Below are 23403 nucleotides of genomic sequence, written 5' to 3'. Positions count from 1 at the left end.
TCGGCTGACCCCGCCCCTCGGAGCGGGGCGAATTCCCCATGGCTATCTAGGTTGCGTTCCTACCTAGCTCGTGGTCCTATCTCCCCATGGTGACGGACAGGAGGGCCAGCTGGCTCAGAGGCGTGCTCGATCTGCTGGTGCTGTCCTGCCCTGACGGACGGCGAGAGCTACGGCTACGAGATCGCAAGCGCCTCGACGAGGCCGGCCTCGGCCAGATCAAGGGCGGCACGCTCTAACCCGTACTCAACCGGCTGGAGGAGGCCGGTCTCGTACGGGCGGAGGTTCCGGGCCGCCGAGCGCGGCCCGGGGCGGCGCTACTACCGGTTGACCCGGAAGGCCGCCGGGCCTCAAGGAGCAGGGCGCGGCGTGGCGGGCGTTCCACCGCGCCGTCGAGGACGCGCTGGTCCGGGGGGAGAAGGACGTATGAGCAGGGAGAGGACCGCGTACTTCGAGGAGCTGTCCGCGCTGCTGCGCGAGCGGGACATGCCGCCGGCCCGCGTCGACGCCCTCGTGCGGGAGCTGGCCGCGTACGCGGTGGAGGCCCGCAGCCCGCTGGTGGAGGAGTTCGGCCCGGCCGGGGAACTGGCCGACCGCCTGACCGACCGGCAGAGCGCGGACGCCGCGGACGGACCGGAAAGCCGGGGCGGAGACCTGGGTGTGGACCGCCGACGCGCTCCAGGAGGTGCGACTGCTGGAACGGTTCGGTGGCCAGGGGTGGGAGGTGGAACGCCTCGACCGCCTCGGCCGCTTCGTCTGCCGCCGCGACCGGCAGCACCCCCTGCGATGGGCCTACCGCCGCGAGGCGGCCGGGCCGCGCGAGCGTGAGCGGCTCACCGGCCGGCTCGCCACCGAGGGCTGGGAGCCCTGCGGCGTCTGGGGTCCCTTCGCGTACTTCAAGCGGCCCGAGGCCGCCGTCACCGGCCCCGCGGCCCGGTTGTCCCGGCCTCCCGCGCCTCCCCGGCGGCGGGTCTACTTCGCTCCGCGGCTCTGCGTGACGCTCGTGGCGAGCGTGCTCGTGGCCGTGGTCATGGTCCGGCTCGGGGCCTCGGGTACCGGTTCGACGGACGGCGAGACCCTGGCGGGAGCCCTCGTCGGCCTGGCCGCCGGCGGCCTTCCTCGGTGCCCGGGTGTGGAAGTCGGCCTCGCGCAAGCACTCCGGGTAGCCCTTGCGCGGCTCCGGCCCCGGCTCCGGCTCCGGCTCCCGGCCTCAGCGCCGCCCGCCGGCCACCACGTAGGCCGTGACCGCGTCGCACCCCTCCTCGGCGCGGGCCACCCGGCGCTCCAGCACCGGGAAGCGCTCGGGATCCCGGTGCGGTTCGGCGCCGGCGGTCTCCAGCGCCTGGCGGGCCTCGGCGAGCCGGCGGTAGGCGGTACGGCGCAGCTCGTGCCGCTCGTCGGGGGAGGCGGCCGGGGCCCGCCGGTCGTAGCGGCGCCAGGCGCGGTCGGCGGCGGCGACGCGCAGTTCGGCCCGCACCCGCCACGAGTCGGGGCGGGTCAGGAACGTGCGCGGTGAGGACCAGGGCCGCGGCGATCACCGTCTCCAGGACCCGGGAGGGCAGGAGCTGCCGGTTCGTCGCCGAGGAAGTCGATGAAGACGAAGACGATCACGGTCAGGCCGAAGGTGGAGAGCGCGTAGTGGTAGCGCACGCCCGCCGCCATCACCGCGGCCGAAGGCCGCCGCCACCAGCGTCTGCGCCCACTGGTCGGTCACCAGCCACGCCACCAGCGCCACCATGCCGACCCCGGCCACCGTGCCGAGGCAGCGGTTGAGGGCCCGACCGAAGACCGGCCCGAGGTCCGGCTTGTACAGGAAGGCCACGGTCATCGGCAGCCAGTAGCCGCGCGGCCCGTGCAGAAGCTGCGCCACGACGACCGCGGCCAGCGTGCACCCGCCCAGCAGCAGGGCGAACCGCAGCCGGTCGGCGAGCCGCGGACCGTCGTAGGCGGGCGGGTCGGGCAGCAGCGTCAGCGAGCGGCCCGGCGCCCGGTACACCTCGGCCAGCGCCCGCAGCCCCGGCGTGTCGGCGGCGAACGGCGGCTCCGGCTCCGGGCCGTGCCCGGTCGCGCCGTCCGGCGCCGGGCGACCGGCGCGTACCGGCGGGACCACCCGGGCGGCCAGCAGCGAGGGCACCCGGAGCACCGCGGGCGGCAGCGGGCGGCCCTCCACCATGAGCGCGGTGACCGCCTCGACCAGGTGGACGGCGGCCCGGAACGCCGCGATCAGCCCGCCGACGGGCGTCTCCCGCTCGGCGTGCTTGCGGGAGCTGTGCACGGCGAGCAGGTCCTGCGCCGTGTTGAGCGCCAGTGTCATACGGGCCCGCGCCTCGGTCGCGCCCGGAGTGCCGGCCCGCGACAGGGCCCGCTCGGCCGCGTCGAAGACGGCGATGACCGCCTCCCGCTCGGGGCTGTGGCGCCGCCAGAGCCAGGGCAGGCAGGTCAGCGCCAGCGCGAACAGGGCGCCGCCCAGCAGTTCCAGCGGCCCCGCCCACCAGGGGCCGGGGACGGGGATGCCGGTGCCGACGGTCGCCCCCAGCAGCAGGTGCATCCCCGCCACCGAGGCGAGCGGCCCTCCGACGCTCACCCACCCCGACACCAGCCCCGCCACCGCCAGCAGCGCCGCGATCCCCACCGTGTCGCCGTACCGCAGGGGCCGTCGCCCCGGCCAGCAGCCCGACCGCGGCCGACCCGCCGAGCGCCGCGATCCGCAGCGCCCGCGCCTTGTAGGGGGCGGCACTGTCCTGGCCGACCGCCCACAGTCCGCCGAGCCCGACGACGACCCCGGCCACGGGCTGGCCGAGCAGCAGCCCCACCATGAGCGGCAGCGAGACGGCCAGCGCCCCGCGCACCGCGGCGGCCCGCGGGAACGGCGCCCGCGCGGCGCGCAACGACCGCCCGAGCCACCCGGGCACGACGCGGCGCAGCGTGCTCACACGCACTCCCGCAGATCCCGGCCCACCGGGCTCGCGCATCCACGTCCTTCCGCTCACCACTTGCTCGACACCCCTCCTCCGGCCTGCTCGGCACCGACTCGACCGCCTCCGCGCGGGGTGGCCCGTCCCCCGGGCTCACTCACCGGGGAGGGCACGCGGCCACGGGGCCGGACAGGACCCGGGCGGCGCTGGAGGCATCCCCCGGGCGGCGGCGACCGGAGGGCGTTGCATACAAGGATAGATGCAACAGGTGCCGAGCGCGTTGCCCTCAGGTTTCAGTTCCCTGAACAGCTCCCGCCCGGCCCGGCGGCCCCCGCCGTCGACCCCGCCCGGCGACTCAGCCGTCCCCGGACCCCGCCCCGGCAGGAGTCCCGGCGCAGACGCCGCCCCGTACGGACCACCAGCGGCTGCCCCGACGCGGGGTGCCGACGCGGGGCCCCGTCGGCACCCCGAGGCGGCACGGCATAGGCGGCGACCACCGGTTCGGGCCGGGCCAGGGCGGTGCCCAAGGCCGCTCCGCCACCGCCTCCCGCGCCCCCGTCGCGCAGCCGTACCAGGCAGCGGCCGGCGTCCGGTGCCGCGCTCACCATGCTCGATGACGGCAGTCGCCGGAACGCCTCCGGGGTCCACTCGTCCCTCCGGACCGCTCGCCCGGCCCTCGTAGCCCGGCAAGGCGCCGCTCGCAGCTCTCGGCCGGGGCGGCGGCCCCGTCCGGTCGGCGAGAGCCGCGAGCAGTTCCAGCACCTGAGGGACCTTGGCCGGCGGCCGCTCCTCCTCGGCCTGCTCGACGGCGTCGGTGGCGAGGGCGAGGGCGAGGGCGAGGGCGAGGGCGAGGGCGAGGGCGAGGGCCTGTCCCGTCTCCCCGGCGTCCGCGTGCACCCGGGCCGGTCACCAGCTTCAGCCGGGACCGTCGTCACGTCACCCGTGTCGCCCGCGTCGCCCGTCGCGCTCGCCCGTTGCCCGGCCCGTCGCCCGTCGCCCGTCGCCCGTCGCCCGTCGCCCGTCGTCCGTCACCCGTCTCCGGGCCAGCCGCGGCCCCGTCCTGGAGCCGCTTCGCCTCGTCGTGGTCGCCGCAGGCCCGCCGGCGTCCGCCAGATGGTGGCTCCGCACGACGACGCCGTGCTGGTCCCCGCAGCCGGTGCCGGCGGCCTCGACCGAGGAGGCGAACAGGGCACACGCGCCGGCCGCGTGGCCCGGCCGGGCCTCCGGCGCCGGCGCGTCGATGCGCCCCGCCTGCACCAGCGGGCGGACCACGGTCCCGCCCGGCGCCGTGCCGCTCACCGGCGGCACCCCTGCCCGCGTCGTCCCCGCCCACCACAGAACCCCTCCGCGCGGTCGGCTCCCCGAGCCCCACCCAGGTCTCCGCCTCCGCGCACGGAGTGAGTGGCCGCGAGGCCGCCCCGGCGTCAGGGCTCGCACACCGCCTCCCGTGCCGGCGTCTCCTCCGGCCTGGTGAAGAACGCCGTGACCCGGCCCGCACAGGCCCCGCCCGTCACGGTGGCGTGCTCGCCGTCGGCCACCACAAGCAGGGAGCCTCCGGTGCGGGCCCGCATCGCCCGCGCCCACGGCAGCGGTGTCACCACCTCGTCCCGGTGGGCCACCAGCAGCAGAGGGCCGCCGGCGCGGCCGGGCTCGACCGGTGGCCGGTCCGGCGCGGGCAGGCCCGCGCAGGTGCTGGTGCCCGGCACCTGACCACTGCCGGGGAACATCGGACGGGACCCTCCCAGCACCGGGTAGGTGGTCCGCCGTTCACCGTAGGCCGCCCACTGCTCCGCGAACGACCCCGCATGGGTCACCTGCGAGCAGAGCAGCGCGGTCCCGGCGAACGGCGCCACCAGCGGCGGCGCCGCGACCCGCGCCTTCCCGTCCCCGCCCCCGTCCGGCGCCCGTCCCCGGGCCAGCGCCGCCAGCGCGGCCGCCGCCCCCGCCCGGTCGGCCGGCTCGGCGTCCAGATACTGCTCGGTCTCCGCCGACCCGTACGTTCCCGAGGGCGTCCGCAGCGGACGCTCCGTCAGCCGGTCGCGCAGGGCGAGCAGCCTGGTGCGTACCGCCTCGGCGTCCGTGCCGAGCCGGTAGCGGGCGGAGCGGTCCGCGAGCCACGCCGCGAACCGTTCGAACCGCTGCTCCCGCGCCCGCGTCACCCCGTCCAGCAGTCCCCGCAGATCCGGGTCGGGCGCCACCACCGACTCCAGCAGCATCCGGCCGGACCGGCCCGGGAACAGCGTGCGGTACGTGACGCCGAGGCTCGTCCCCCACGACACCCCGTAGTAGTGCAGCCGGGGCGCGCCCAGCGCCGCACGCAGCGCCTCCAGGTCGCGGGCGGCGTCGGCGGTGGTCAGGGAGGCGACCCAGGCCGGGTCGGCCTCCGCGCACGCGGCGTGGGCGCGCGCCAGCCGATCCCAGTGGGCGCGGGCGGACCGGCGCGAGGGGGCGGCGGACGGCGGACCGGCGTCCAGGGACTCGGCGGCCGGACAGACCGCGGGACGCGAGCGGCCGGTGCCGCGCACGTCCAGGCCCACCAGGTCGTACCGGTCCAGCAGCCCACGGGCGCCGCCGCCCGCCACGCCCACCGGCATCAGCCGCCCGGAGACCCCGGGACCGCCCGGGTTGAGCGCCAGCGGTTCGGCCCGGCCGCCGCCGGTGGACGGCAGCACCGCCACCGCGAGCCCGAACCGCCGTCCCTCCGGCGCCGACCAGTCCACCGGCACTGTCAGCGTGCCGCACCGCAGCCGCCCCGCGTGCCGGGCGTACGCCGGACGGTGCTCCGCCGCGCCCCACACCTGCGCCTCGGCCTCGCTCGGCTCGGGGCAGGTGCCCCACACCAACGCGCCGGCCCGTTCCCCGGCACCGGTCCCCACCGCCACCGGCTGCCCGCCGCCGCCCGCGCACCCGCCCGCCAGCACCCCGCCGAGCAGCACCGCGGCCAGGCCCCGCACCGCCCGGGACCGTCCGCCGCCCACCACACCTCCAGCCGTCGACACCCGGACCGCCCCGACGATAGGCAACGCACCCCGACCGGCCCCGCGACGCGCCCCACGGCAGGGCCGACCGGGTGCCGCCCGGCCGGGCCACGCAGGGGCGGTGGACAGCACAGTGAGGGAGCGGCTGACAGTTCGTACGATGTCCGGGGCGGTCCGGGGCCGACGGCCACGCGGCATCCGGAGGCTCACCGGTACGGGGCGGGGTGCGCGGAGAGGCGTGCAGCGCCTTCCCGGCCGGACCCCCGTGCCGGCCCGGAAGGCGCTGGTGACGCCGTCCTCGCGGCCGCCCGGACCGCCGGTCCGGAGGGACCGGGGAGCGCGGGGTGGCGCTGAGTGACGGGCCCCAGCTTGGCGAGGGGCGGCCGATCGCCGCCACCTGGCCGGGCGACTTGGCGGTATTCTGGGTCGTCCCAGGCTCTGACCAGGGAGTTTTCCCGCCCAGGAGAGCATGCTGGGGGCCACCGGAGCCGGGGCGAGTGGGGGAGGACACACAGCATGGCGCCGTGGAAGACGCTTCCGGAACACCTCGATCCACAGGCCAGGCGGCTGGTGGACAGGCTGAGGAGGCTCAAGGACGCCACCGGGCTCAGTTTCACGGCCCTGGCCACGAGGACGAGTTACAGCCGTTCCTCGTGGGAGCGGTACCTGAACGGCCGTAAGCTCCCGCCGTCCGACGCCGTCGCCGAACTCGCCGCCCTCGCGGGCGCCGACCCGGACCGCATGCTCGCCCTGCACACCCTCGCCGCCCAGACCTGGACGGCACCTCCGCCGAGGGCGACCGCTCCGGCCAAGGCCGCTGGGCCGGCGGAGGCGGGCACCGTTGCGGCCGGTCGGGCCGACGTGCCCGCGGAGCCGGTCCCGGGGAAGCGCGCGCCGGCAGGGTCCGCGTCCGCGTCCGTAACCGCATCCGGGAACGTTGCCGGCCCCGAGGTGGCTCCCGAGGCCGAAGCCGCCGGGCCCGGCGAGCCGGGCGCCCCGGGCGTACCGGAGGAGCCCGCCGGCCAGGGGCGCGGCGACACCGTGGTCATCGGCGGCTCAGCCGCTCCCGCGAAGTCCGCCCCGCGACGGCCCGCCCGCCGCGGCCTGCTGGTCGCCGGCACCGCCCTGGTCGTCGTGGCCGGCGCGCTGGCCGTCGTCTTCGGCCTCGTCCTGCCCGGGACGGGCGCCGCCGAGGCCGACGAGGAGCAGCACCGCCGGGTGGCCGCCGAGGAGTTCACCTTCGAGCCGGGCCGCACCCACCCGTGCGACATCCACCGCTTCGAGGGCCGCCTGTACGCGGGGCACAGCGACACCACCGAGGCCCTGCTCCAGCAGATCTCCACCACCTGGGACGTGGTCGAGGCGCAGTGCCTGCTGGAACACCGCGGGTACCGCATCGGCAGCGTCGACGGGGCCTACGGGGCGGCCACCGAACGGGCCGTCAAACGCCTTCAGGACAAGGAAGGGCTGGTCGTCGACGGGATCATGGGCCCGCACACCTGGGAGGTGCTGCGACGGTGACCGGCGAGCCGTCCCTGGAATGCGCCCACCTCGCCCGCGAGCTGGCCGCCCTGCGCGCCGCCACCGGACTGAGTCTGGCCGGGCTCGCCGCCCGCACCACCGCCAGCAAGTCGTCCTGGCAGCGCTATCTCGGCGGCGTCCTCATCCCGCCGCCGGAACTGGTCGGCGAACTCTGTGCCCTCGCCGGTGAACCGCCCGCGCGACTGCTGGCCCTGCGGGAACTGGCCGAGCTGTCCCGACGCCACCCCCGCCCGGCCCCGGAACCACCCGCCCCGACCCGAGCCGCCACCCCGGCCGCCCCCGAGATCCCCGGGCCGAGGCGACAAGCGGCGCCCGGCACGGGAAACGACGCATCCGCAGAGGCCGCCTCCGACACCGCGCTCCCGGCCGACGGCGCCTTATCCGCCCCACCGGGCTCCGGCCGCCCCGCGCGCGTCCCGTTCCATCGCCGCCGGGGGACCGTCCTCACCGGCGCCGGGGCACTGGCGACCGCCGCCATGGTGGCCGGGGCCCTGCTGCTCGGCGGCGCCCGCGAGGAGCCGGCCGACGAGGGGCTCTGGCCGGGCTGCGTGGGCGAACAGTGCCGGGGCAAGTCCTCGCAGGCGCAGGGGTGCGGTATCCCCGGCAGCGGTCTGCGGACCGTCGCGGAGCAGGGGTTCGGCGGACGGACGGCGGTCGAGATCCGCTACAGCCCCTCCTGCCGGGCCAGTTGGGTACGCGTCCGGTTCGGCTCGGTCGGGGACCGCGTCGAGATCACCGGTCCGGGCCGGGAGAGCCAGTCCGCCGAGGTCGCCGACAAGTACGACGCGCTCGACTACCTCTCCACCCCGATGCTCGCGGGCGGACCCGAGGGCATGACGGCCTGCCTCGTCCGCGCGGACGGCGAGGAGCGGCACTGCTTCCGGTCGTGAGGTGTCCGGACCGAGGGTGCTCGCCGTCGCCCTCGCGCAGCGGGACCCGGGCGCGTGGTCCACGCGCCCGGGTCCGGGGTGAGGAGAGGGGGAGGGTGTCAGTTGTCCGAGTAGCTGAAGTCTCCGACGGTCCACGCGCTGACGTCCTCGATCGCCACGCGGTACATGCCGCCGGTCTCGGGGATGCCCACCGTGCCCTGGAGGATGCGCGCCACGTGGAAGTGCAGGTGCCGGGGAGGACCGTCCTCCCGCGAATCGTCGGTGAAGACGGAGGAGAACGCGCCCAACTGGACCGAGTCCGCCAGAACCTCCGAGACCCGTTCGCGCCACACGGCCTCGGGAGCCAGCCGCCCGGTGATGACGGCGCCACCGGTGACCACGGTCAGAGACATCTGGTTGCTGCGCCCGGACTCCACCAGCGCGGCGATGTCAACGAGCAGTGCGTCAGTCTTCGACATGGAACCCGAGTCTAATGCCCGCCGAGCCGCCCTGAGCAGCGGCGCTCGGCGGGGAGCGGCCCGGTCAGCGGCCGCGCCGCCCGGCGGTGATCCGCTGCCGCGAAGCCTCGTAGAGCACGGCCGTCGCCGCGTTGGCCGCGTTGAGCGAACTCGCCGCCCCCGCCATCGGGATGCTCACCGTGGCGTCGCACAGCTCGCGCCAGGTGCTGGAGAGCCCGGACGTCTCGTTGCCCACCAGCAGCAGCACCGGCTGGGTGAAGTCGAACGCGTGGACGTCCGCGTCGCCCTTCTCGTCGGTCCCCACCAGGACGAGCGGACACCCGGCGGCGCGCCGCCGCTCCACCCACGCCATCACCTCGGCCGGCGAGGGCACCCGCACGGTCGGCAGGGAGAACAGCGAGCCGGTCGTCGCCCGTACGCTCTTGGGGTCGTACACGTCGGCGGCGTGCCCGGAGACGATCACGCCGTGCGCGCCGAACGCGTCCGCCGACCGGATGACACTGCCGATGTTGCCCGGGCCGGCCGGCCGGTCGAAGAGGACCCCCAGGAAGTCCGGCCCGGTCCCGATCCGCTCCAGGTCGTCGGCGGGCAGCTCGACCACGGCGACCACCTCCGGCGCACCCTCGGCCTTCTCCCCGAGGTCGGCCAGCAGCTCCGGCGCGAGAGCGACCCGCTCGGCCGGGACCGTTTGCAGCAGCTCCCGCGCCCAGCCGGACAGCTTCCGGCTGTCGTCGTACAACAACGTGGTGACAGGCCAGCCGTACTCCACGGCCAAGGAGATCGGCCGTACCCCCTGCACCAGGAACCGCCCCAGTTGATTGCGCTTCTTCCGGTTCCCCAGCAGCGCCTCCCACTGCTGGAACCGGGCATTGCGAGACGTGACCCGCTGCGCCCCAGCCATCCGTACTCCCACTCCCACCCGACCACGACGACCGGGCGACACCACGCCGCCCCGCGAGGTCCGCACCGACGAGGCTGAAACCCTACCCGGGGCAGGACGGCACGGAGCGGGCGGTGAGGCGGGGGAGGGCATCGGCGCAGGGCGGCGACGGCCGTGGAACACCGCACGATGTTCCGCTGGCGCCCCCGGCAGGACTCGAACCTGCGGCCAAGCGCTTAGAAGGCGCCTGCTCTATCCACTGAGCTACGGGGGCCGGTGCGGTGTGCCCGGGTACCGGGTGGTCCGGGGGGTTGCGGCCGGGCACAAGGATAGGGCTCCGGTCGGCCCGGCCCGGTTGCATCACGCGCGTGGCATGATGTGGAGGTTCGGTGAAGCACAGCGATACTCGCAGGTGAGTGGCGATCTTGCAGTTCTTTTCGCGGCTCGTGCGGTGGGTGTTGTGCACTCGTTATACCTGCGTCACCTGGAAGGCTGACCTTTCCCGCCATACGGGATGAACCGCTCCCCGGTGGCCCGGAGAGCGGTCGGAAAGCGGGGGCGGACCGCGTCGATCCGGCCGGCGACCGGCCCGGTCCGGGCGGAACGCGGCCCTCCTCCGCCAGGCGCCCCGGGCTCGCGCGGCGGTGCCGCTCAGCGCCCCATCCGCAGGCCGTCCCGGTCCGCGCCCCGGCCCAGTACCGCCTTGCGGACCGCGGCCAGCGCGGCGGCGTCCTCCGGGTCAAAGGCGGCGGCCTCGGCGGCGCGGGCGAGGTTGACCAGGCGCAGCGGGTCGTTGGCCATCCGGTGCGGGATGAACTCCGCCGAGGTCACCACCCACTCGGCGCCCGCCTTCCGGGGCGCGGTGAAGGTGAAGCGGGCGGCCGAGCCGAGCTGGCCGCGCGGGTCGGTCATCTCGCCGGCCACCTGATCGCCCATGCCGTAGACCACCCAGGTGCCGTTGACCTTCTCGTACGCCTGCGGGACGTGCGCGTGGGTGCCGAGGATCAGGTCGATGTCGCGGCGGCCGTCGCTGCGGGAGGCGGTGAGCCGCTCGGCGACGGCGCGTTGCTGCCGGTCCGGGGCCTCCTGCCACTCGGTTCCCCAGTGGACGCTGGCGACCACGACGTCGGCCCCGGCGGCGCGGGCCGCTCGCGCGTCGGCGACGACCCGGTCCGGGTCGAGTTCGTTGACGAGGAAGGACTTGCCGGGCGGGACCTCCTTGTTGGTCCAGTGGACGTAGGAGAGGTGGGCGACCCGGGCGTCCCCCGCGCGCAGCAGCAGCGGCCGGTCGCGGTCCTTCGGGGAGCGGGCCGTGCCGGTGTGCGCGACGTCGGCGCGGTCCAGGGCGTCCAGGGTCCTGCGGACACCCTCCTCGCCGTCGTCCATGGCGTGGTTGGAGGCGGTCGAGCAGGTGTCGTAACCGGCGCCGCGGATCGCGCGGGCGATGTGCGGGGGCGTCTTGAACAGCGGGTATCCGGTGAACGGCCCGTCGTCCTCGCCGACGATGGTCTCCAGGTGGCAGATGGCCAGGTCGGTGCCGCGGGTGACGGCTCGGGCGCCCGCCAGCAGCGGGCCGAAGTCGTAGCGCCCGTCGTTCTCCGGCGCGAACGGGTCCGGCCCCGCGTCCCGGTCGGGCACGCCCGAGGCGTCGGCGGCGGCCTGCCGGATCACCGCGTCGTGGGCGAGGATGTCGCCGGTCGCGACCAGGGTGAACCGGTCCGGCCGCGTCGCCGGGGGAGCGGCGGCGCCCCTCGGCGGCAGGGGCGGCGCGGGCTCGGGGCTCGCGCACCCCGCCGCCAGGGCGCCGAGGGTGAGCGCCGAGGCGAGGGCCGCGGTGCGGTGACGGGTCAGGGCGCGGTGGCGTGGTGGGGGCATGGCCGGCTCCGTACGTGTGAAGGGTGACACCTCCGGTCGAAGAGATGACACCTCCACTCATGTGATGATCCGACCGTGCCGTACGCGTGGGACGCCGGTGTCTCGGCACAACGGAGCAGCGGCGTCACCCGGGAGGCGGGTGAACGGCGGAGCGGCCGCGCGGTCCGCCGTTCACCCGCCTCCCGGGTGACGCCGCTGCTCCGTTGTGCCGAGACACCGGCGTCCCACGCGTACGGCACGGTCGGATCATCACATGAGTGGAGGTGTCATCTCTTCGACCGGAGGTGTCACCCTTCACACGTACGGAGCCGGCCATGCCCCCACCACGCCACCGCGCCCTGACCCGTCACCGCCACCGCGGCCCTCGCCTCGGCGCTCACCCTCGGCGCCCTGGCGGCGGGGTGCGCGAGCCCCGAGCCCGCGCCGCCCCTGCCGCCGAGGGGCGCCGCCGCTCCCCCGGCGACGCGGCCGGACCGGTTCACCCTGGTCGCGACCGGCGACATCCTCGCCCACGACGCGGTGATCCGGCAGGCCGCCGCCGACGCCTCGGGCGTGCCCGACCGGGACGCGGGGCCGGACCCGTTCGCGCCGGAGAACGACGGGCGCTACGACTTCGGCCCGCTGCTGGCGGGCGCCCGAGCCGTCACCCGCGGCACCGACCTGGCCATCTGCCACCTGGAGACCATCGTCGGCGAGGACGACGGGCCGTTCACCGGATACCCGCTGTTCAAGACGCCCCCGCACATCGCCCGCGCGATCCGCGGCGCCGGTTACGACACCTGCTCGACCGCCTCCAACCACGCCATGGACGACGGCGAGGAGGGTGTCCGCAGGACCCTCGGACGCCCTGGACCGCGCCGACGTCGCGCACACCGGCACGGCCCGCTCCCCGAAGGACCGCGACCGGCCGCTGCTGCTGCGCGCGGGGGACGCCCGGGTCGCCCACCTCTCCTACGTCCACTGGACCAACAAGGAGGTCCCGCCCGGCAAGTCCTTCCTCGTCAACGAACTCGACCCGGACCGGGTCGTCGCCGACGCGCGAGCGGCCCGCGCCGCCGGGGCCGACGTCGTGGTCGCCAGCGTCCACTGGGGAACCGAGTGGCAGGAGGCCCCGGACCGGCAGCAACGCGCCGTCGCCGAGCGGCTCACCGCCTCCCGCAGCGACGGCCGCCGCGACATCGACCTGATCCTCGGCACCCACGCGCACGTCCCGCAGGCGTACGAGAAGGTCAACGGCACCTGGGTGGTCTACGGCATGGGCGATCAGGTGGCCGGCGAGATGACCGACCCGCGCGGCCAGCTCGGCTCGGCCGCCCGCTTCACCTTCACCGCGCCCCGGAAGGCGGGCGCCGATGTGGGTGGTGACCTCGGCGGAGTTCATCCCGCACCGGATGGCCAACGACCCGCTGCGCCTGGTCAACCTCGCCCGCGCCGCCGAGGCCGCCGCCTTTGACCCGGAGGACGCCGCCGCGCTGGCCGCGGTCCGCAAGGCGGTACTGGGCCGGGGCGCGGACCGGGACGGCCTGCGGATGGGGCGCTGAGCGGCACCGCCGCGCGAGCCCGGGGCGCCTGGCGGAGGAGGGCCGCGTTCCGCCCGGACCGGGCCGGTCGCCGGCCGGATCGACGCGGTCCGCCCCCGCTTTCCGACCGCTCTCCGGGCCACCGGGGAGCGGTTCATCCCGTATGGCGGGAAAGGTCAGCCTTCCAGGTGACGCAGGTATAACGAGTGCACAACACCCACCGCACGAGCCGCGAAAAGAACTGCAAGATCGCCACTCACCTGCGAGTATCGCTGTGCTTCACCGAACCTCCACATCATGCCACGCGCGTGATGCAACCGGGCCGGGCCGACCGGAGCCCTATCCTTGTGCCCGGCCGCAACCCCCCGGACCACCCGGTACCCGGGCACACCGCACCGGCCCCCGTAGCTCAGTGGATAGAGCAGGCGCCTTCTAAGCGCTTGGCCGCAGGTTCGAGTCCTGCCGGGGGCGCCAGCGGAACATCGTGCGGTGTTCCACGGCCGTCGCCGCCCTGCGCCGATGCCCTCCCCCGCCTCACCGCCCGCTCCGTGCCGTCCTGCCCCGGGTAGGGTTTCAGCCTCGTCGGTGCGGACCTCGCGGGGCGGCGTGGTGTCGCCCGGTCGTCGTGGTCGGGTGGGAGTGGGAGTACGGATGGCTGGGGCGCAGCGGGTCACGTCTCGCAATGCCCGGTTCCAGCAGTGGGAGGCGCTGCTGGGGAACCGGAAGAAGCGCAATCAACTGGGGCGGTTCCTGGTGCAGGGGGTACGGCCGATCTCCTTGGCCGTGGAGTACGGCTGGCCTGTCACCACGTTGTTGTACGACGACAGCCGGAAGCTGTCCGGCTGGGCGCGGGAGCTGCTGCAAACGGTCCCGGCCGAGCGGGTCGCTCTCGCGCCGGAGCTGCTGGCCGACCTCGGGGAGAAGGCCGAGGGTGCGCCGGAGGTGGTCGCCGTGGTCGAGCTGCCCGCCGACGACCTGGAGCGGATCGGGACCGGGCCGGACTTCCTGGGGGTCCTCTTCGACCGGCCGGCCGGCCCGGGCAACATCGGCAGTGTCATCCGGTCGGCGGACGCGTTCGGCGCGCACGGCGTGATCGTCTCCGGGCACGCCGCCGACGTGTACGACCCCAAGAGCGTACGGGCGACGACCGGCTCGCTGTTCTCCCTGCCGACCGTGCGGGTGCCCTCGCCGGCCGAGGTGATGGCGTGGGTGGAGCGGCGGCGCGCCGCCGGGTGTCCGCTCGTCCTGGTGGGGACCGACGAGAAGGGCGACGCGGACGTCCACGCGTTCGACTTCACCCAGCCGGTGCTGCTGCTGGTGGGCAACGAGACGTCCGGGCTCTCCAGCACCTGGCGCGAGCTGTGCGACGCCACGGTGAGCATCCCGATGGCGGGGGCGGCGAGTTCGCTCAACGCGGCCAACGCGGCGACGGCCGTGCTCTACGAGGCTTCGCGGCAGCGGATCACCGCCGGGCGGCGCGGCCGCTGACCGGGCCGCTCCCCGCCGAGCGCCGCTGCTCAGGGCGGCTCGGCGGGCATTAGACTCGGGTTCCATGTCGAAGACTGACGCACTGCTCGTTGACATCGCCGCGCTGGTGGAGTCCGGGCGCAGCAACCAGATGTCTCTGACCGTGGTCACCGGTGGCGCCGTCATCACCGGGCGGCTGGCTCCCGAGGCCGTGTGGCGCGAACGGGTCTCGGAGGTTCTGGCGGACTCGGTCCAGTTGGGCGCGTTCTCCTCCGTCTTCACCGACGATTCGCGGGAGGACGGTCCTCCCCGGCACCTGCACTTCCACGTGGCGCGCATCCTCCAGGGCACGGTGGGCATCCCCGAGACCGGCGGCATGTACCGCGTGGCGATCGAGGACGTCAGCGCGTGGACCGTCGGAGACTTCAGCTACTCGGACAACTGACACCCTCCCCCTCTCCTCACCCCGGACCCGGGCGCGTGGACCACGCGCCCGGGTCCCGCTGCGCGAGGGCGACGGCGAGCACCCTCGGTCCGGACACCTCACGACCGGAAGCAGTGCCGCTCCTCGCCGTCCGCGCGGACGAGGCAGGCCGTCATGCCCTCGGGTCCGCCCGCGAGCATCGGGGTGGAGAGGTAGTCGAGCGCGTCGTACTTGTCGGCGACCTCGGCGGACTGGCTCTCCCGGCCCGGACCGGTGATCTCGACGCGGTCCCCGACCGAGCCGAACCGGACGCGTACCCAACTGGCCCGGCAGGAGGGGCTGTAGCGGATCTCGACCGCCGTCCGTCCGCCGAACCCCTGCTCCGCGACGGTCCGCAGACCGCTGCCGGGGATACCGCACCCCTGCGCCTGCGAGGACTTGCCCCGGCACTGTTCGCCCACGCAGCCCGGCCAGAGCCCCTCGTCGGCCGGCTCCTCGCGGGCGCCGCCGAGCAGCAGGGCCCCGGCCACCATGGCGGCGGTCGCCAGTGCCCCGGCGCCGGTGAGGACGGTTCCCCCGGCGGCGATGGAACGGGACGCGCGCGGGGCGGCCGGAGCCCGGTGGGGCGGATAAGGCGCCGTCGGCCGGGAGCGCGGTGTCGGAGGCGGCCTCTGCGGATGCGTCGTTTCCCGTGCCGGGCGCCGCTTGTCGCCTCGGCCCGGGGATCTCGGGGGCGGCCGGGGTGGCGGCTCGGGTCGGGGCGGGTGGTTCCGGGGCCGGGCGGGGGTGGCGTCGGGACAGCTCGGCCAGTTCCCGCAGGGCCAGCAGTCGCGCGGGCGGTTCACCGGCGAGGGCACAGAGTTCGCCGACCAGTTCCGGCGGCGGGATGAGGACGCCGCCGAGATAGCGCTGCCAGGACGACTTGCTGGCGGTGGTGCGGGCGGCGAGCCCGGCCAGACTCAGTCCGGTGGCGGCGCGCAGGGCGGCCAGCTCGCGGGCGAGGTGGGCGCATTCCAGGGACGGCTCGCCGGTCACCGTCGCAGCACCTCCCAGGTGTGCGGGCCCATGATCCCGTCGACGACCAGCCCTTCCTTGTCCTGAAGGCGTTTGACGGCCCGTTCGGTGGCCGCCCCGTAGGCCCCGTCGACGCTGCCGATGCGGTACCCGCGGTGTTCCAGCAGGCACTGCGCCTCGACCACGTCCCAGGTGGTGGAGATCTGCTGGAGCAGGGCCTCGGTGGTGTCGCTGTGCCCCGCGTACAGGCGGCCCTCGAAGCGGTGGATGTCGCACGGGTGGGTGCGGCCCGGCTCGAAGGTGAACTCCTCGGCGGCCACCCGGCGGTGCTGCCTCCTCGTCGGCCTCGGCGGCGCCCGTCCCGGGCAGGACGAGGCCGAAGACGACGGCCAGCGCGCCGGCCACGACGACCAGGGCGGTGCCGGCGACCAGCAGGCCGCGGCGGGCGGGCCGTCGCGGGGCGGACTTCGCGGGAGCGGCTGAGCCGCCGATGACCACGGTTGTCGCCGCGCCCCTGGCCGGCGGGCTCCTCCGGTACGCCCGGGGCGCCCGGCTCGCCGGGCCCGGCGGCTTCGGCCTCGGGAGCCACCTCGGGGCCGGCAACGTTCCCGGATGCGGTTACGGACGCGGACGCGGACCCTGCCGGCGCGCGCTTCCCCGGGACCGGCTCCGCGGGCACGTCGGCCCGACCGGCCGCAACGGTGCCCGCCTCCGCCGGCCCAGCGGCCTTGGCCGGAGCGGTCGCCCTCGGCGGAGGTGCCGTCCAGGTCTGGGCGGCGAGGGTGTGCAGGGCGAGCATGCGGTCCGGGTCGGCGCCCGCGAGGGCGGCGAGTTCGGCGACGGCGTCGGACGGCGGGAGCTTACGGCCGTTCAGGTACCGCTCCCACGAGGAACGGCTGTAACTCGTCCTCGTGGCCAGGGCCGTGAAACTGAGCCCGGTGGCGTCCTTGAGCCTCCTCAGCCTGTCCACCAGCCGCCTGGCCTGTGGATCGAGGTGTTCCGGAAGCGTCTTCCACGGCGCCATGCTGTGTGTCCTCCCCCACTCGCCCCGGCTCCGGTGGCCCCCAGCATGCTCTCCTGGGCGGGAAAACTCCCTGGTCAGAGCCTGGGACGACCCAGAATACCGCCAAGTCGCCCGGCCAGGTGGCGGCGATCGGCCGCCCCTCGCCAAGCTGGGGCCCGTCACTCAGCGCCACCCCGCGCTCCCCGGTCCCTCCGGACCGGCGGTCCGGGCGGCCGCGAGGACGGCGTCACCAGCGCCTTCCGGGCCGGCACGGGGGTCCGGCCGGGAAGGCGCTGCACGCCTCTCCGCGCACCCCGCCCCGTACCGGTGAGCCTCCGGATGCCGCGTGGCCGTCGGCCCCGGACCGCCCCGGACATCGTACGAACTGTCAGCCGCTCCCTCACTGTGCTGTCCACCGCCCCTGCGTGGCCCGGCCGGGCGGCACCCGGTCGGCCCTGCCGTGGGGCGCGTCGCGGGGCCGGTCGGGGTGCGTTGCCTATCGTCGGGGCGGTCCGGGTGTCGACGGCTGGAGGTGTGGTGGGCGGCGGACGGTCCCGGGCGGTGCGGGGCCTGGCCGCGGTGCTGCTCGGCGGGGTGCTGGCGGGCGGGTGCGCGGGCGGCGGCGGGCAGCCGGTGGCGGTGGGGACCGGTGCGGGGAACGGGCCGGCGCGTTGGTGTGGGGCACCTGCCCCGAGCCGAGCGAGGCCGAGGCGCAGGTGTGGGGCGCGGCGGAGCACCGTCCGGCGTACGCCCGGCACGCGGGGCGGCTGCGGTGCGGCACGCTGACAGTGCCGGTGGACTGGTCGGCGCCGGAGGGACGGCGGTTCGGGCTCGCGGTGGCGGTGCTGCCGTCCACCGGCGGCGGCCGGGCCGAACCGCTGGCGCTCAACCCGGGCGGTCCCGGGGTCTCCGGGCGGCTGATGCCGGTGGGCGTGGCGGGCGGCGGCGCCCGTGGGCTGCTGGACCGGTACGACCTGGTGGGCCTGGACGTGCGCGGCACCGGCCGCTCGCGTCCCGCGGTCTGTCCGGCCGCCGAGTCCCTGGACGCCGGTCCGCCGTCCGCCGCCCCCCTCGCGCCGGTCCGCCCGCGCCCACTGGGATCGGCTGGCGCGCGCCCACGCCGCGTGCGCGGAGGCCGACCCGGCCTGGGTCGCCTCCCTGACCACCGCCGACGCCGCCCGCGACCTGGAGGCGCTGCGTGCGGCGCTGGGCGCGCCCCGGCTGCACTACTACGGGGTGTCGTGGGGGACGAGCCTCGGCGTCACGTACCGCACGCTGTTCCCGGGCCGGTCCGGCCGGATGCTGCTGGAGTCGGTGGTGGCGCCCGACCCGGATCTGCGGGGACTGCTGGACGGGTGACGCGGGCGCGGGAGCAGCGGTTCGAACGGTTCGCGGCGTGGCTCGCGGACCGCTCCGCCCGCTACCGGCTCGGCACGGACGCCGAGGCGGTACGCACCAGGCTGCTCGCCCTGCGCGACCGGCTGACGGAGCGTCCGCTGCGGACGCCCTCGGGAACGTACGGGTCGGCGGAGACCGAGCAGTATCTGGACGCCGAGCCGGCCGACCGGGCGGGGGCGGCGGCCGCGCTGGCGGCGCTGGCCCGGGGACGGGCGCCGGACGGGGGCGGGGACGGGAAGGCGCGGGTCGCGGCGCCGCCGCTGGTGGCGCCGTTCGCCGGGACCGCGCTGCTCTGCTCGCAGGTGACCCATGCGGGGTCGTTCGCGGAGCAGTGGGCGGCCCTACGGTGAACGGCGGACCACCTACCCGGTGCTGGGAGGGTCCCGTCCGATGTTCCCCGGCAGTGGTCAGGTGCCGGGCACCAGCACCTGCGCGGGCCTGCCCGCGCCGGACCGGCCACCGGTCGAGCCCGGCCGCGCCGGCGGCCCTCTGCTGCTGGTGGCCCACCGGGACGAGGTGGTGACACCGCTGCCGTGGGCGCGGGCGATGCGGGCCCGCACCGGAGGCTCCCTGCTTGTGGTGGCCGACGGCGAGCACGCCACCGTGACGGGCGGGGCCTGTGCGGGCCGGGTCACGGCGTTCTTCACCCAGGCCGGAGGAGACGCCGGCACGGGAGGCGGTGTGCGAGCCCTGACGCCGGGGCGGCCTCGCGGCCACTCACTCCGTGCGCGGAGGCGGAGACCTGGGTGGGGCTCGGGGAGCCGACCGCGCGGAGGGGTTCTGTGGTGGGCGGGGACGACGCGGGCAGGGGTGCCGCCGGTGAGCGGCACGGCGCCGGGCGGGACCGTGGTCCGCCCGCTGGTGCAGGCGGGGCGCATCGACGCGCCGGCGCCGGAGGCCCGGCCGGGCCACGCGGCCGGCGCGTGTGCCCTGTTCGCCTCCTCGGTCGAGGCCGCCGGCACCGGCTGCGGGGACCAGCACGGCGTCGTCGTGCGGAGCCACCATCTGGCGGACGCCGGCGGGCCTGCGGCGACCACGACGAGGCGAAGCGGCTCCAGGACGGGGCCGCGGCTGGCCCGGAGACGGGTGACGGACGACGGGCGACGGGCGACGGGCGACGGGCGACGGGCGACGGGCCGGGCAACGGGCGAGCGCGACGGGCGACGCGGGCGACACGGGTGACGTGACGACGGTCCCGGCTGAAGCTGGTGACCGGCCCGGGTGCACGCGGACGCCGGGGAGACGGGACAGGCCCTCGCCCTCGCCCTCGCCCTCGCCCTCGCCCTCGCCCTCGCCCTCGCCACCGACGCCGTCGAGCAGGCCGAGGAGGAGCGGCCGCCGGCCAAGGTCCCTCAGGTGCTGGAACTGCTCGCGGCTCTCGCCGACCGGACGGGGCCGCCGCCCCGGCCGAGAGCTGCGAGCGGCGCCTTGCCGGGCTACGAGGGCCGGGCGAGCGGTCCGGAGGGACGAGTGGACCCCGGAGGCGTTCCGGCGACTGCCGTCATCGAGCATGGTGAGCGCGGCACCGGACGCCGGCCGCTGCCCTGGTACGGCTGCGCGACGGGGGCGCGGGAGGGCGGTGGCGGAGCGGCCTTGGGCACCGCCCTGGCCCGGCCCGAACCGGTGGTCGCCGCCTATGCCGTGCCGCCTCGGGTGCCGACGGGGCCCCGCGTCGGCACCCCGCGTCGGGGCAGCCGCTGGTGGTCCGTACGGGGCGGCTGTCCTGCGCCGGGACTCCTGCCGGGGCGGGGTCCGGGGACGGCTGAGTCGCCGGGCGGGGTCGACGGCGGGGGCCGCCGGGCCGGGCGGGAGCTGTTCAGGGAACTGAAACCTGAGGTGCAACGCGCTCGGCACCTGTTGCATCTATCCTTGTATGCAACGCCCTCCGGTCGCCGCCGCCCGGGGGATGCCTCCAGCGCCCGCCCGGGTCCTGTCCGGCCCCGTGGCCGCGTGCCCTCCCCGGTGAGTGAGCCCGGGGGACGGGCCACCCCGCGCGGAGGCGGTCGAGTCGGTGCCAGAGCAGGCCGGAGGAGGGGTGTCGAGCAAGTGGTGAGCGGAAGGACGTGGATGCGCGAGCCCGGTGGGCCGGGATCTGCGGTGAGTGCGTGTGAGCACGCTGCGCCGCGTCGTGCCCGGGTGGCTCGGGGCGGTCGTTGCGCGCCGCGCGGGCGCCGTTCCCGCGGGCCGCCGCTGGTGCGCGGGGCGCTGGCCGTCTCGCTGCCGCTCATGGTGGGGCTGCTGCTCGGCCAGCCCGTGGCCGGGGTCGTCGTCGGGCTCGGCGGACTGTGGGCGGTCGGCCAGGACAGTGCCCGCCCCTACAAGGCGCGGTGCGCTGCGGATCGCGGCGCTCGGCGGGTCGGCCGCGGTCGGGCTGCTGGCCGGGGCGACGGCCCTGCGGTACGGCGACCACGGTGGGGATCGCGGCGCTGCTGGCGGTGGCGGGGCTGGTGTCGGGGTGGGTGAGGCGTCGGAGGGCCGCTCGCCTCGGTGGCGGGGATGCACCTGCTGCTGGGGGCGACCGCGGCACCGGCATCCCCGTCCCCGGCCCCTGGTGGCGGGGCCGCTGGAACTGCCTGGGCGGCGCCCTGTTTCGCGCTGGCGCTGACCTGCCTGCCCTGGCTCTGGCGGCGCCACAGCCCGAGCGGGAGGCGGTCATCGCCGTCTTCGACGCGGCCGAGCGGGCCCTGTCGCGGGCCGGCACTCCGGCGCGACCGAGGCGCGGGCCCGTATGACACTGGCGCTCAACACCGGCGCAGGACCTTGCTTCGCCGTGCACAGCTCCCGCAAGCACGCCGAGCGGGAGACGCCGTCGGCGGGCTGCTCCGCGCCCGCCCGTTCCGGGCCGCCGTCCACCTGGTCGGGCGGTCACCGCGGCTCATGGTGGGGGCCGCCCGCTTCGCCGCAGCGGTGCTCCGGGGCCCTCGCTGCTAGCCGCCCGGGTGGTTCCCGCCGGGTACGCGCCGTTCGCCCGGCGCCGGCGGCGCGACCGGGCAACGGCCCGGAGCCGGAGCGGGTTCGCGCCGACACGCCGGTGGCTGCGGGCGCTGGCCGAGGTGTACCGGGCGCCGGGCCGCTCGCTGACGCTGCTGCCCGACCCGCCGCCTACGACGGTCCGCGGCTCGCCGACCGGCTGCGGTTCGCCCTGCTGCTGGGCGGGTGCACGCTGGCCGCGGTCGTCGTGGCGCAGCTTCTGCCACGGGGCCCGCGCGGCTACTGGCTGCCGATGACCGTGGCCTTCCTGTACAAGCCGGACCTCGGGCCGGTCTTCGGTCGGGCCCTCAACCGCTGCCTCGGCACGGTGGCCGGGGTCGGCATGGTGGCGCTGGTGGCGTGGCTGGTGACCGACCAGTGGGCGCAGACGCTGGTGGCGGCGGCCTTCGGCGCGGTGATGGCGGCGGGCGTGCGCTACCACTACGCGCTCTCCACCTTCGGCCTGACCGTGATCGTCTTCGTCTTCATCGACTTCCTCGGCGACGACCGGCAGCTCCTGCCCTCCCGGGTCCTGGAGACGGTGATCGCCGCGGCCCTGGTCCTCACCGCGCACTTCCTGACCCGCCCCGACTCGTGGCGGGTGCGGGCCGAACTGCGCGTCGCCGCCGCCGACCGCGCCTGGCGCCGCTACGACCGGCGGGCCCCGGCCGCCTCCCCCGACGAGCGGCACGAGCTGCGCCGTACCGCCTACCGCCGGCTCGCCGAGGCCCGCCAGGCGCTGGAGACCGCCGGCGCCGAACCGCACCGGGATCCCGAGCGCTTCCCGGTGCTGGAGCGCCGGGTGGCCCGCGCCGAGGAGGGGTGCGACGCGGTCACGGCCTACGTGGTGGCCGGCGGGCGGCGCTGAGCCGGGAGCCGGAGCCGGAGCCGGGGCCGGAGCCGCGCAAGGGCTACCCGGAGTGCTTGCGCGAGGCCGACTTCCACACCCGGGCACCGAGGAGGCCGCCGGCGGCCAGGCCGACGAGGGCTCCCGCCAGGGTCTCGCCGTCCGTCGAACCGGTACCCGAGGCCCCGAGCCGGACCATGACCACGGCCACGAGCACGCTCGCCACGAGCGTCACGCAGAGCCGCGGAGCGAAGTAGACCCGCCGCCGGGGAGGCGCGGGAGGCCGGGACAACCGGGCCGCGGGGCCGGTGACGGCGGCCTCGGGCCGCTTGAAGTACGCGAAGGGACCCCAGACGCCGCAGGGCTCCCAGCCCTCGGTGGCGAGCCGGCCGGTGAGCCGCTCACGCTCGCGCGGCCCGGCCGCCTCGCGGCGGTAGGCCCATCGCAGGGGGTGCTGCCGGTCGCGGCGGCAGACGAAGCGGCCGAGGCGGTCGAGGCGTTCCACCTCCCACCCCTGGCCACCGAACCGTTCCAGCAGTCGCACCTCCTGGAGCGCGTCGGCGGTCCACACCCAGGTCTCCGCCCCGGCTTCCGGTCCGTCCGCGGCGTCCGCGCTCTGCCGGTCGGTCAGGCGGTCGGCCAGTTCCCCGGCCGGGCCGAACTCCTCCACCAGCGGGCTGCGGGCCTCCACCGCGTACGCGGCCAGCTCCCGCACGAGGGCGTCGACGCGGGCCGGCGGCATGTCCCGCTCGCGCAGCAGCGCGGACAGCTCCTCGAAGTACGCGGTCCTCTCCCTGCTCATACGTCCTTCTCCCCCCGGACCAGCGCGTCCTCGACGGCGCGGTGGAACGCCCGCCACGCCGCGCCCTGCTCCTTGAGGCCCCGGCGGCCTTCCGGGGTCAACCGGTAGTAGCGCCGCCCCGGGCCGCGCTCGGCGGCCCGGAACTCCGCCCGTACGAGACCGGCCTCCTCCAGCCGGTTGAGTACGGGGTAGAGCGTGCCGCCCTTGATCTGGCCGAGGCCGGCCTCGTCGAGGCGCTTGGCGATCTCGTAGCCGTAGCTCTCGCCGTCCGTCAGGCAGGACAGCACCAGCAGATCGAGCACGCCTCTGAGCCAGCTGGCCCTCCTGTCCGTCACCATGGGGAGATAGGACCACGAGCTAGGTAGGAACGCAACCTAGATAGCCATGGGGAATTCGCCCCGCTCCGAGGGCGGGGTCAGCCGA

The 23403-nt window shown here is 76.3% G+C and carries 19 protein-coding genes, 2 tRNA genes and 3 pseudogenes; 11 read left to right on the top strand and 13 right to left on the bottom strand.

Annotated elements, in window-relative coordinates:
* Positions 1-89 precede the first annotated feature (89 nt).
* Positions 90-236: a hypothetical protein gene (locus Sdia_RS30870; protein ID WP_371874309.1), complete on the top strand. Its 147-nt coding sequence runs from the start codon at positions 90-92 to the stop codon at positions 234-236.
* A gap of 971 nt (positions 237-1207) precedes the next feature.
* Here Sdia_RS30870 and Sdia_RS30515 read toward each other — a convergent pair.
* The 3 genes from Sdia_RS30515 to Sdia_RS29590 form a co-directional block, all read right to left on the bottom strand.
* Positions 1208-1474, bottom strand: coding sequence for a hypothetical protein (locus Sdia_RS30515; RefSeq protein ID WP_262417794.1), 267 nt, complete (start codon positions 1472-1474; stop codon positions 1208-1210).
* Positions 1475-1531: 57 nt separating this feature from the next.
* A complete protein-coding gene (locus Sdia_RS30510; protein ID WP_262417793.1) occupies positions 1532-2629 on the bottom strand; it encodes an FUSC family protein in 1098 nt (365 codons plus the stop codon).
* Positions 2630-4336: 1707 nt separating this feature from the next.
* Entirely contained in the window at positions 4337-5911 is a 1575-nt protein-coding gene (locus tag Sdia_RS29590) for an alpha/beta fold hydrolase (RefSeq protein ID WP_241193733.1), read from the bottom strand.
* Positions 5912-6406: 495 nt separating this feature from the next.
* Here Sdia_RS29590 and Sdia_RS29585 point away from each other — a divergent pair, with 495 nt between their 5' ends.
* On the top strand, positions 6407-7411 hold the full coding sequence (locus tag Sdia_RS29585; RefSeq protein WP_100452669.1) for a helix-turn-helix domain-containing protein: 1005 nt from the start codon (positions 6407-6409) through the stop codon (positions 7409-7411).
* The gene (locus Sdia_RS29580) at positions 7408-8322 is read left to right on the top strand and encodes a DUF2690 domain-containing protein (RefSeq protein ID WP_115069875.1); all 915 of its coding nucleotides are present in this window, start codon (positions 7408-7410) and stop codon (positions 8320-8322) included. Before Sdia_RS29585 ends, Sdia_RS29580 begins: the two co-directional genes overlap by 4 nt.
* A gap of 98 nt (positions 8323-8420) precedes the next feature.
* Here the strand turns inward: Sdia_RS29580 and Sdia_RS29575 are convergent, their stop codons facing one another.
* From Sdia_RS29575 to Sdia_RS29560, 4 genes are all read right to left on the bottom strand, one after another.
* Positions 8421-8780, bottom strand: coding sequence for a hypothetical protein (locus tag Sdia_RS29575; RefSeq protein ID WP_100452671.1), 360 nt, complete (start codon positions 8778-8780; stop codon positions 8421-8423).
* Positions 8781-8844: 64 nt separating this feature from the next.
* Positions 8845-9681, bottom strand: a complete 837-nt coding sequence (locus tag Sdia_RS29570; RefSeq protein ID WP_189500420.1) for a TrmH family RNA methyltransferase — start codon at positions 9679-9681, stop codon at positions 8845-8847.
* Between the two features lie 177 nt (positions 9682-9858).
* Positions 9859-9934: transfer RNA gene (locus Sdia_RS29565), tRNA-Arg, on the bottom strand.
* A gap of 377 nt (positions 9935-10311) precedes the next feature.
* Positions 10312-11535 carry a CapA family protein gene (locus Sdia_RS29560; protein ID WP_189500419.1) on the bottom strand — a complete coding sequence of 408 codons (1224 nt, stop codon included), beginning with the start codon at positions 11533-11535 and terminating at the stop codon, positions 10312-10314.
* 314 nt (positions 11536-11849) lie between these two features.
* On the opposite strand from Sdia_RS29560, the pseudogene Sdia_RS29555 reads away from it, so the two are divergent.
* From Sdia_RS29555 to Sdia_RS29540, 4 genes and pseudogenes are all read left to right on the top strand, one after another.
* Positions 11850-13076: pseudogene (locus Sdia_RS29555) on the top strand (CapA family protein).
* Between the two features lie 377 nt (positions 13077-13453).
* Positions 13454-13529: transfer RNA gene (locus Sdia_RS29550), tRNA-Arg, on the top strand.
* A 177-nt stretch (positions 13530-13706) separates the two neighbouring features.
* Positions 13707-14543 (top strand): TrmH family RNA methyltransferase, encoded by an 837-nt coding sequence (locus Sdia_RS29545; RefSeq protein WP_189500420.1) that lies wholly within the window; start codon positions 13707-13709, stop codon positions 14541-14543.
* Positions 14544-14607: 64 nt separating this feature from the next.
* Positions 14608-14967 (top strand): hypothetical protein, encoded by a 360-nt coding sequence (locus tag Sdia_RS29540; RefSeq protein WP_100452671.1) that lies wholly within the window; start codon positions 14608-14610, stop codon positions 14965-14967.
* Between the two features lie 98 nt (positions 14968-15065).
* Here the strand turns inward: Sdia_RS29540 and Sdia_RS30505 are convergent, their stop codons facing one another.
* The 4 genes and pseudogenes from Sdia_RS30505 to Sdia_RS30490 form a co-directional block, all read right to left on the bottom strand.
* On the bottom strand, positions 15066-15479 hold the full coding sequence (locus Sdia_RS30505) for a DUF2690 domain-containing protein (protein WP_262417792.1): 414 nt from the start codon (positions 15477-15479) through the stop codon (positions 15066-15068).
* A gap of 349 nt (positions 15480-15828) precedes the next feature.
* Positions 15829-15981, bottom strand: a pseudogene (locus tag Sdia_RS30500) (helix-turn-helix domain-containing protein); the annotation flags it as partial.
* Positions 15978-16280, bottom strand: a complete 303-nt coding sequence (locus Sdia_RS30495) for a peptidoglycan-binding domain-containing protein (RefSeq protein ID WP_262417791.1) — start codon at positions 16278-16280, stop codon at positions 15978-15980. The gene Sdia_RS30495 and the pseudogene Sdia_RS30500, both read right to left, overlap by 4 nt.
* Positions 16281-16813: 533 nt before the next feature.
* Positions 16814-16984 (bottom strand): annotated as a pseudogene (locus Sdia_RS30490) (helix-turn-helix domain-containing protein); the annotation flags it as partial.
* A 930-nt stretch (positions 16985-17914) separates the two neighbouring features.
* Here Sdia_RS30490 and Sdia_RS30485 point away from each other — a divergent pair.
* From Sdia_RS30485 to Sdia_RS30470, 4 genes are all read left to right on the top strand, one after another.
* Entirely contained in the window at positions 17915-18322 is a 408-nt protein-coding gene (locus Sdia_RS30485; protein WP_262417790.1) for an alpha/beta fold hydrolase, read from the top strand.
* On the top strand, positions 18319-18711 hold the full coding sequence (locus Sdia_RS30480; RefSeq protein ID WP_262417789.1) for a hypothetical protein: 393 nt from the start codon (positions 18319-18321) through the stop codon (positions 18709-18711). The genes Sdia_RS30485 and Sdia_RS30480 overlap by 4 nt, the downstream gene beginning before the upstream one ends.
* Entirely contained in the window at positions 18671-19543 is an 873-nt protein-coding gene (locus tag Sdia_RS30475) for an alpha/beta hydrolase (RefSeq protein WP_308693559.1), read from the top strand. Before Sdia_RS30480 ends, Sdia_RS30475 begins: the two co-directional genes overlap by 41 nt.
* Positions 19544-21392: 1849 nt before the next feature.
* Entirely contained in the window at positions 21393-22199 is an 807-nt protein-coding gene (locus Sdia_RS30470) for an FUSC family protein (RefSeq protein WP_262417787.1), read from the top strand.
* Between the two features lie 43 nt (positions 22200-22242).
* Here the strand turns inward: Sdia_RS30470 and Sdia_RS29515 are convergent, their stop codons facing one another.
* A complete protein-coding gene (locus Sdia_RS29515) occupies positions 22243-22980 on the bottom strand; it encodes a hypothetical protein (RefSeq protein WP_100452666.1) in 738 nt (245 codons plus the stop codon).
* Positions 22977-23318: a PadR family transcriptional regulator gene (locus tag Sdia_RS29510; RefSeq protein WP_181844151.1), complete on the bottom strand. Its 342-nt coding sequence runs from the start codon at positions 23316-23318 to the stop codon at positions 22977-22979. The genes Sdia_RS29515 and Sdia_RS29510 overlap by 4 nt, the downstream gene beginning before the upstream one ends.
* Positions 23319-23403: the final 85 nt, after the last annotated feature.

It is taken from the genome of Streptomyces diastaticus subsp. diastaticus (assembly GCF_011170125.1).
GTDB classification, from domain to species: domain Bacteria; phylum Actinomycetota; class Actinomycetes; order Streptomycetales; family Streptomycetaceae; genus Streptomyces; species Streptomyces diastaticus.
Note: the sequence above shows the minus strand (reverse complement) of the source record. Positions and strands in the feature narration are given on the sequence as shown.